This window comes from Blastococcus sp. SYSU D00695 (assembly GCF_054050555.1).
The window spans coordinates 231,132-238,817 of the sequence record NZ_JBJGZP010000002.1 but is presented as its reverse complement, the minus strand read 5'-3'; the positions used below and the strand labels follow the sequence as shown (position 1 = coordinate 238,817).

Below are 7,686 nucleotides of genomic sequence, written 5' to 3'. Positions count from 1 at the left end.
GGAGCCCGGGACCCGACGGGTCCCGGGCTCCCGGCGTCCGGTGGTCCTCAGTCCTTGAGCAGGCCCTCGCGCAGCTTGGCCAGCGTCTGGCTGAGCAGCCGCGACACGTGCATCTGCGAGATGCCGATGTCGGCGGCGATCTGCGACTGGGTCATGTTGCCGAAGAACCGCAGGATCAGGATCCGCCGCTCGCGGGGCGGGATGGTGGCCAGCAGCGGCTGCAGCGACTCCCGGTACTCCACGCCCTCCAGCGCCGCGTCCTCCTCGCCCAGCGTCGCCGCCAGCGTGGGGGAGTCGTCCTCCCCGGACAGCCGCTCGTCGAGCGAGCTGCTGCGGTAGGCGTTGGCGACCGCCAGCCCCTCCAGCACCTCCTCGCGGGGGATGCCCAGGTGCTCGGCCAGCTCGCTCGGCGTCGGCGCCCGGCCGTTCTTCTGCGCCAGCTCGCCGACCGCGGAGTTCAGCGACAGGTGCAGCTCCTGCAGCCGCCGCGGGACCCGGACCGACCAGCCCTGGTCGCGGAAGTGCCGCTTGATCTCGCCGGTGATCGTCGGCACGGCGAAGGAGAGGAACTCCACCCCGCGCGTCGGGTCGAACCGGTCGATGGCGGCGATCAGGCCGAGCGTGCCGACCTGCAGCAGGTCGTCGAACGGCTCGCCGCGGTTGCTGAACCGGCGGGCGAAGTGCCGCACCAGCGGCAGGTGCTCCTCGACCAGGACCTCCCGCAGCCGCTCGCGGCGCGGGTCGTCCTTGTCCAGCGTGGCGAGCTCGGCGAACAGCGGCGCCGTCCGCTCGGCGCGCCGCCGGTTGTCCGAGACCGGCGCGGCGTCCTCGCCCTCGGCGCGCGGCGCCGGGACGACGGCACCCGGGGCGTCCGAGGCCCCGCCGCGGTCCGCCTCGTGCTCGTCGGCGTCCTCGTCGGTGTCGGTGTCGGTGTCGTCGACGGCGTCGCTGTCCTCGACGGCGTCGGTGTCGGTCTCGCCGTGCCCCGCCCGGTCGGACCCGGGGACGGTCTCCTCACCGCGCAGGGTCTCCTCCTCGGCGGTCGGGTGTCCGGTCGCGGCCCCCCGGGTCACCGCGCGACCGACACGTTGCGGCCCGGGCCACCGACGGTCGTCGGGGACTGGCCCGGGAGGTACTTGTCCACCGAGATCAGGGCGACCGCGGCGCCGCTGCCGTCGCCCGCGGGTACCTCGGCCTGGGTCGCCGGGCGGGCGTCGACGCCGTCGACCAGGGTCTGCAGCACCGCCCAGCCGAACCCGTCCCGCGGCACCTCGGTGCCGTCGGCGGTCGGCACCCACGCGTCGATGTGCAGGCCGCTGCGGGTGGTCTCGAAGACCACGGTCAGCGGCTCGTCGGGCAGCCCGACGGCGGCCAGCGTGGCGCAGGCCTCGTCGACGGCCAGCCGCAGGTCCTCCACCGAGTCCAGGTCATAGTCCATCCGGATGGCCAGGTCGCCGGCCATCGCGCGGACGGCGGGCAGCTGCGTCGGCGTGGTGGGCACCCGCAGTTCCAGCCGTTCGGCCCGCCGCCCGTCCTGCCCGACGGCACCCCTGCGATCCACCATGCGTCGTTGCTCCTCGATCGTCGTCCGCACCGGGCACCTCGCCGGCGCCGGTCCCGCTCCATCCTGCCAACGCATCCCCGAGGGGGTCGCGGGACGACCCGGACCCCTGCGCCGACGGGCTCGGCTACCCGGCCGGTGACGAGGCCAAACGCGCTGGCGGCGCGGTTGCCGGGCCCCGGGGGCTGGTGTCCACTGGCCGAGGATGGACACCACCCAGGACGCCCGGTCGCCGGACCGCCCGCCCGCCGATGCCGCGGGACCGGCCGCGATTGTGGCTGCCCTCGAACACGCCCCCGCGGCCGTCTACTGCCTCGCCGGGGCCGGCTTCGCGCCCGTCTGGGCCAACGCCCGCGCACGCGAGCTGGGCGCCGGCACGCAGCTGCCCCGGGTCGCCGGCCGGCCGGTCACCGAGCTGGCCGGGGAGGCGCTGCGCACGGGGCGCACCGAGACCGTCACCGGACCGCTGGGCACCGACGGGCCGCCGGTGACCCTGGTCATGCAGCCGCTGCCGGTGTCCGGCGGGCCCGGGCTGCTGCTCCTGCTGGAGACCGCCGCCGGCGCTGCCGGACCGGACGGCGGCCGGGCCGACGACGGCGACCTGGTCGAGCAGGTGCAGTCGGCGCTGCTGCCGCCGTCGCTCCCGCTGCTGCCCGACATCCGGTTGTCGGGCAGCTACGACCGGGCGACCTCCGTGGGTGCGGCCGGCGGGGACTGGTACGACGCGTTCCCGCTCGGGTCGGGGCGGCTGGCGCTCGTCATCGGCGACGCGGTGGGCGCCGGGGTGCCGGCGGCCGGGGCGATGAGCCGACTGCGCGGCGCCATGCGCTCCCTGGCGATGCGCGATCCCTGGCCGGCCGCGGTGGTCACCGCGCTCGACGAGTTCGCCGCGCAGATGGAGGACGTCGAGGGCGCGTCGGTCTTCTACGGCGTGCTCGAGGCCGGCACCGGCCGGCTCGCCTACGCCGCCGCGGGTCACCCGGCACCGCTGCTCGTGGCCGCGGACGGCAGCACGACCTTCCTGCCGCTGGTCCCGCGCCCGCCCCTGGGCAGCGTGCCCGGGATGCGCACCGAGGTCTCGCACGCGGTGCTGCAGCAGGGCGCCACGCTGGTGCTCTTCTCCGACGGCGCGGTCACCGCCTCCGGGCCGCCGCCCACGCAGGGCCTCACCCACCTGGCCGAGGTGGCCCGCTCGGTGGTGCTGCGCGGCGACCCCCGGGACGACATCGGCTCGGCGGAGCTGGCGACCGCCGTCGTCGAGATGCTGCCCACGCCGGAGGGCCGGCCCGACGACGTCGCCGTCCTCGTGGCGCACCGCCTGGCGCACACGCCCGCCCCGCTGCGGCTGGACCTGCCCGCGGTGCCCTCCTCGCTGCCCGCCGTCCGGCGCCGGGTCGGCGCGTGGCTGGACCAGCTCGGCATGGGCGAGCAGGACCGGGTGGGGATCATGGTCGCGGTGGGGGAGGCGGCCGCGAACGCGGCCGAGCACGCCTACCGCGACACCGAGCCGGGGCCCATGCACGTCAGCGCCGCCGTCGACCTCGACGGCGTGCTCACCGTGACCATCCGCGACGAGGGCACCTGGCGGCCACCGGACCGCGACCCCGGCAGCCGGGGCCGCGGCCTGCTGATCATGCGCCAGCTCGTCGACGGGGTGGTCCTGCAGGGCGAGGCCGGGACGACCGTGACCCTGCGGCTGCGCCTGCGCCGCACCCCGGACACCGACGGCGAGCACCCGCCCGCCGGCACCGCCGCCGAGGTCGTGGTGGACCGCGGCGGGGAGCGACCGGTGGTGCGCGTGTCCGGGGAGCTGGACCTGCTCAGCGCCGAGCAGCTGCGGATCCGGCTGCTGGAGGCCAGCCACGGCGGCACCGGCCGGGTCGAGCTCGACCTCACCGGCGTGACCCTGTTCAGCAGCGCCGCCGTCCGGGTCGTGCTGGCCATGGCCCGCATCGCCCGCGACGAGCGGTGGCAGCTGGTCGTGCACGCCCCCGAGGGCGGCGTGACCCGGCACGTGCTGGAGATCAGCGGCCTGGCGGGGCTGGTCGACATCCGCTGAGCGGGTGAGCGGGGCCGCGGCGCCGTTTGGGGAACGGTGCCGGCGCGCATCCACCGGGGGTGAGACTGCGGCGCAGCGACGTGCACGGGCCGGGCTGGCGGCGCCGGCGCGCCGGACGGGGGTTCGCCTTCTACGACGAGGACGGCGTCCTGATCAGGGACGACCGGCTGGACCGGCTGCGCGCCCTGGCGATCCCGCCCGCGTGGAAGGACGTCTGGATCTGTCCGTGGCCCAACGGGCACATCCAGGCGACCGGGGTCGACGCCGCCGGCCGCCGGCAGTACCGCTACCACGACCAGTGGCGCGCCCGGCGGGACGCGGCCAAGCACGAGCGGGTGCTGGAGATCGCCTCCCAGCTGCCCGACGTCCGCGACGAGGTGGTCGCGGCGCTGCACAGCCGCGGTCTCGACCGGGAGCGGGTGCTCGCCTGCGCCGTCCGGCTGCTCGACCTCGGCGCGTTCCGCGTCGGCAGCGAGCAGTACGCCGAGGACAACGGCACCTACGGCCTGGCGACGCTGCGCCGCGAGCACGTCTCGGTGCGCGGGGAGCGCACCTTCTACTCCTACACGGCCAAGGGCGGCATCGAACGCGAGGTCGAGATCACCGACCGGCCTACGGCCGACGTGGTGCGGGCGCTGCTGAAGCGGCCCGAGGGGACGGGGGAGGAGCTGCTGGCCTACCAGCTGGACGACGGCACCTGGCGCGACGTCACCAGCACCGAGATCAACGCCTACCTCAAGGAGATCAGCGGCGCGGAGATCACCGCCAAGGACTTCCGCACGTGGACGGCGACGGTGCTCATGGCGGCCCAGCTGGCCGAGGCCCCGCCGCCGAGGTCGCGCACCGGCCGTAAGAAGGTGATCAGCTCCGCGTACCGGGCGGTCTCCGAGCAGCTGGGCAACACGCCCGCGGTGTGCAAGGCCAGCTACGTGGACCCGCGGGTGGTCGACCGCTTCGAGCACGGCGAGACCGTCGCGCCGGCGCTGCGGGAGGCGGCCGGGGCCGAGAACGACCGCGACGCGCAGCGGGTCCTCGAGGCGGCCGTCTGCCGGCTGCTGCACGCCTGAGGACCCCGGGACGGACGAGGGCCCCCGCCGGATCGGCGGGGGCCCTCGTCGTCGGTCAGGCGGGGAGCACCCTCAGCGGGCGCTGCCGTCGACGATCGTGAACAGGTCGATCAGGCCGGTCACCTCGAGCGGGCGGGTGACCGCCCGGGTCGTGGCGACGAGCCGGAGCTCGACGTCGCGGCTGCGCGCCGACTTCTGCGTCTCCACGAGCACCGCGAGGCCGGCCGAGCCCAGGAACTGGACGCCGGAGAGGTCGATCACGAGCTCGCGCGGCTGCTGCTCCAGCTGGGTGTCCAGCGACGAGCGGAGCACCGGCGCGGTGAAGGTGTCCACTTCGCCGACGACCGTGACCGTGACGACGCCGTCCTCACCGGTGGCGGTGGAGAGCGTGATCACGTCGTCGAAGGGGGCCTCCGTGCCCTCGGTCGGCACGTCGGACTGACCCTCGGCGGGCAGGTCGGGAGTGGTCACGGGCGAACTCCTCTCAACGGCGGCACCCTCCGGCGCCACCGCGCGGTCAATCTACCGCTGTGCGAGGCGCCGGTGTCGGCGCCCCCGGGCAGTGAGCCCGGTCGGGGATCCCCGTGCCGGGGGCCCGGCGCGGGCACGGCTGCCTGCTCAACCGCGCTTACAACGTAGACACCCGCGTTCCCCACCGCCAACCAGCCGCCCGGGGCGCGGGGCGCCCGGGCGGCCGGTCGCCGGGCGTGCCCCGGCCCGCGGTCGATCAGCCGTCGACGACGTGCACCGCCGCCTCCTCGGGCCCCTCCCCGCCGGCCGCCGCGTCGGCCGTGGCCTCGACGTCGTCGGCGGTCGCGTTCGTCCCGGAGTCCGAGGCCGGGGACGTGTCCTGCTCCAGCTGGACCGACGCCCGCTGCGGGTCCTCGGCGGCCCGGACGCCGGGCTGCACGTCGGGCTCCTCGCGGGCCAGGCGACCCGACAGCGACTCGCCGGCCGACTGCTCGTAGGCGGTGGTGCCGAAGTCGGTGGACGCCCCGGGGCGCTCGCCGGGCAGCGGGGCGAACTCCGGGTCCTCGTTCCACGTCTGGGTGGGCGAGTCGTCCTGCGCGACCTCGGGGACGCCCTCGTCCTCGGGGCGGACGTCCCGGGCGGTCTGGCCCTCGGGGGTGGTCATCGGCTGCTGCCTCCTCCTGCGCGCGGTGGCGCGCTGCCTCGTCGGCGGCCGGTCGGTGCACCGGCCGCGGTCCCTCCCCGCCTACCCGGAGGTCCCGAGACCATGCGGCGGCGCCGGTCCGGCACCCGGGAGGGGTTCCCCGCCCGCCGGGCGGGTAGCGCGTGCCGCATGGCGATCGGCGACGACCTGCGGCGGACCGGCTCCGCGTCCCTGGCGCCCCTCCGGCGCTGGGCGCGCGTCCAGCGGAGGGAGTACTCCCGGGGCGAGCCCCGCCCGCTGGCCGGTGACCTCGGCGCGATGGGCGTCTACCTGGGCGTGGTCTCCGCCGGCGTGGCGGCCGTCCGGGCGTCGGGCCGTGAGCTGCCCGAGCGGATCCCGCCCGGGGACGCCGCGCTGCTCGCCGTCGCGACCTTCCGGCTGGCCCGGCGCATCGCGAAGGACCCGGTCACCGCCCCGCTGCGCGCGCCCTTCACCGCCTTCCAGGGGCCGTCGGGGCACGCGGAGGTGGCCGAGGAGGTCCGCGAGCACGGCGGGGTGAAGCACGCGGTGGGGGAGCTGCTCACCTGCCCGTTCTGCCTGGCCCAGTGGGTCGCCACCGGCCTGGTGTTCGGTTACGCGACCGCACCCCGCGCCACCCGGCTGGCGGCGCTGACGATGACGCTGGTCGCCTCCTCCGACGTCCTGCAGTTCGTCTACGACGCGATCCAGAACGGCGGGCTGGACCCCGCGCCCAGGGACGACCCCCAGGGCGTCGCCTGAGGACGCGCCCGCCGGGGGCCTGCCCCGGACGGGGGAGCGTCGCCGCCGTCGACCTGCCGCGGGCCCCGCACCGGGCCTAGGCTGCGGGTTCGGGTGTCGGTGGGGGGCGGGAGGAGGCGCGGCGTGCGGTCGATCTGGCGGGGTGCGGTCTCCTTCGGGCTGGTCAGCATCGGCGTGCGGCTCTACACCGCCACCGAGGATAAGGACATCCGCTTCAACCAGGTCCACGCCGCCGACGGCGGCCGGATCAGGTACAAGCGGGTCTGCTCGATCGACGGCGAGGAGGTCGAGTACGCCGACATCGCCAAGGGCTACGAGCTCCCCGACGGGCAGCTGGTGATCCTGACCGACGAGGACTTCGACCAGCTGCCGCTGTCCACGCGCCGGGAGATCGACGTCCTGCAGTTCGTCGACCAGGACGAGATCGACCCGATCCTGTTCGAGAAGACCTACTACCTGGAGCCCGACGGGCCCGCCGTCCGCCCGTACGTGCTGCTGCGCGACGCGCTGGCCAACGCCGGGCAGGTGGCCATCACCAAGATCGCGCTGCGGCAGCGCGAGTCCCTGGCCGTGCTGCGGGTGCGCGACGACGTCCTGGTGCTGCACACCATGCGCTGGCCCGACGAGATCCGCCGGCCCGACTTCGGCTTCCTCGACGAGGACGTGACCGTCCGGCCGCAGGAGCTGCAGATGGCCGAGGCGCTGATCTCCTCGATGAGCGGCGCGTTCGACCCGGACGAGTTCACCGACGACTACCGCGAGGCGATGACCGCCCTGCTGGAGGCCAAGCAGACCGGCGGCGACGTGCAGCCGGTCCCCGAGACCGCCGACCCGGGCGCGGCCGTCGTCGACCTGATGAGCGCCCTGCGCCGCAGCGTGGAGAAGGCCCGCGGCGGCAGCGCCGACGACGAGGACTCCGCGCCGGCGCAGCGCGCCCCGGCCAAGAAGGCGACCGCACCGCGCAGGGCCGCCGGCGACGGGGCGGACGAGGCGCCCGCGAAGCGCACCGCGAAGAAGGCGCCGGCGAAGAAGACGGGCACCGCGGCGAAGAAGACGACCGCGGCCGAGAAGGCCCCGGCCAAGCGGACCCGCCGCAGCGCCTGAG

8 protein-coding genes are annotated in these 7,686 nt (G+C 76.0%); 4 read left to right on the top strand and 4 right to left on the bottom strand.

The window, feature by feature from the left end:
• Positions 1-47 precede the first annotated feature (47 nt).
• Both ACI781_RS02635 and ACI781_RS02630 read right to left on the bottom strand, forming a co-directional pair.
• A complete protein-coding gene (locus ACI781_RS02635) occupies positions 48-1,073 on the bottom strand; it encodes an RNA polymerase sigma factor SigF (RefSeq protein WP_456564528.1) in 1,026 nt (341 codons plus the stop codon).
• The gene (locus tag ACI781_RS02630) at positions 1,070-1,564 is read right to left on the bottom strand and encodes an ATP-binding protein (protein ID WP_456564527.1); all 495 of its coding nucleotides are present in this window, start codon (positions 1,562-1,564) and stop codon (positions 1,070-1,072) included. Before ACI781_RS02630 ends, ACI781_RS02635 begins: the two co-directional genes overlap by 4 nt.
• A gap of 271 nt (positions 1,565-1,835) precedes the next feature.
• On the opposite strand from ACI781_RS02630, the gene ACI781_RS02625 reads away from it, so the two are divergent.
• Positions 1,836-3,620 carry a SpoIIE family protein phosphatase gene (locus tag ACI781_RS02625; protein ID WP_456564526.1) on the top strand — a complete coding sequence of 595 codons (1,785 nt, stop codon included), beginning with the start codon at positions 1,836-1,838 and terminating at the stop codon, positions 3,618-3,620.
• A gap of 59 nt (positions 3,621-3,679) precedes the next feature.
• Entirely contained in the window at positions 3,680-4,687 is a 1,008-nt protein-coding gene (locus tag ACI781_RS02620; protein WP_456564525.1) for a DNA topoisomerase IB, read from the top strand.
• A gap of 72 nt (positions 4,688-4,759) precedes the next feature.
• Here the strand turns inward: ACI781_RS02620 and ACI781_RS02615 are convergent, their stop codons facing one another.
• Both ACI781_RS02615 and ACI781_RS02610 read right to left on the bottom strand, forming a co-directional pair.
• Entirely contained in the window at positions 4,760-5,158 is a 399-nt protein-coding gene (locus ACI781_RS02615; RefSeq protein ID WP_456564524.1) for an STAS domain-containing protein, read from the bottom strand.
• Positions 5,159-5,414: 256 nt separating this feature from the next.
• Positions 5,415-5,822 (bottom strand): hypothetical protein, encoded by a 408-nt coding sequence (locus tag ACI781_RS02610; protein ID WP_456564523.1) that lies wholly within the window; start codon positions 5,820-5,822, stop codon positions 5,415-5,417.
• A 168-nt stretch (positions 5,823-5,990) separates the two neighbouring features.
• On the opposite strand from ACI781_RS02610, the gene ACI781_RS02605 reads away from it, so the two are divergent.
• Positions 5,991-6,581, top strand: a complete 591-nt coding sequence (locus tag ACI781_RS02605; RefSeq protein ID WP_456564522.1) for a DUF1360 domain-containing protein — start codon at positions 5,991-5,993, stop codon at positions 6,579-6,581.
• 123 nt (positions 6,582-6,704) lie between these two features.
• A complete protein-coding gene (ku, locus tag ACI781_RS02600; protein ID WP_456564521.1) occupies positions 6,705-7,685 on the top strand; it encodes a non-homologous end joining protein Ku in 981 nt (326 codons plus the stop codon).
• Position 7,686: the final 1 nt, after the last annotated feature.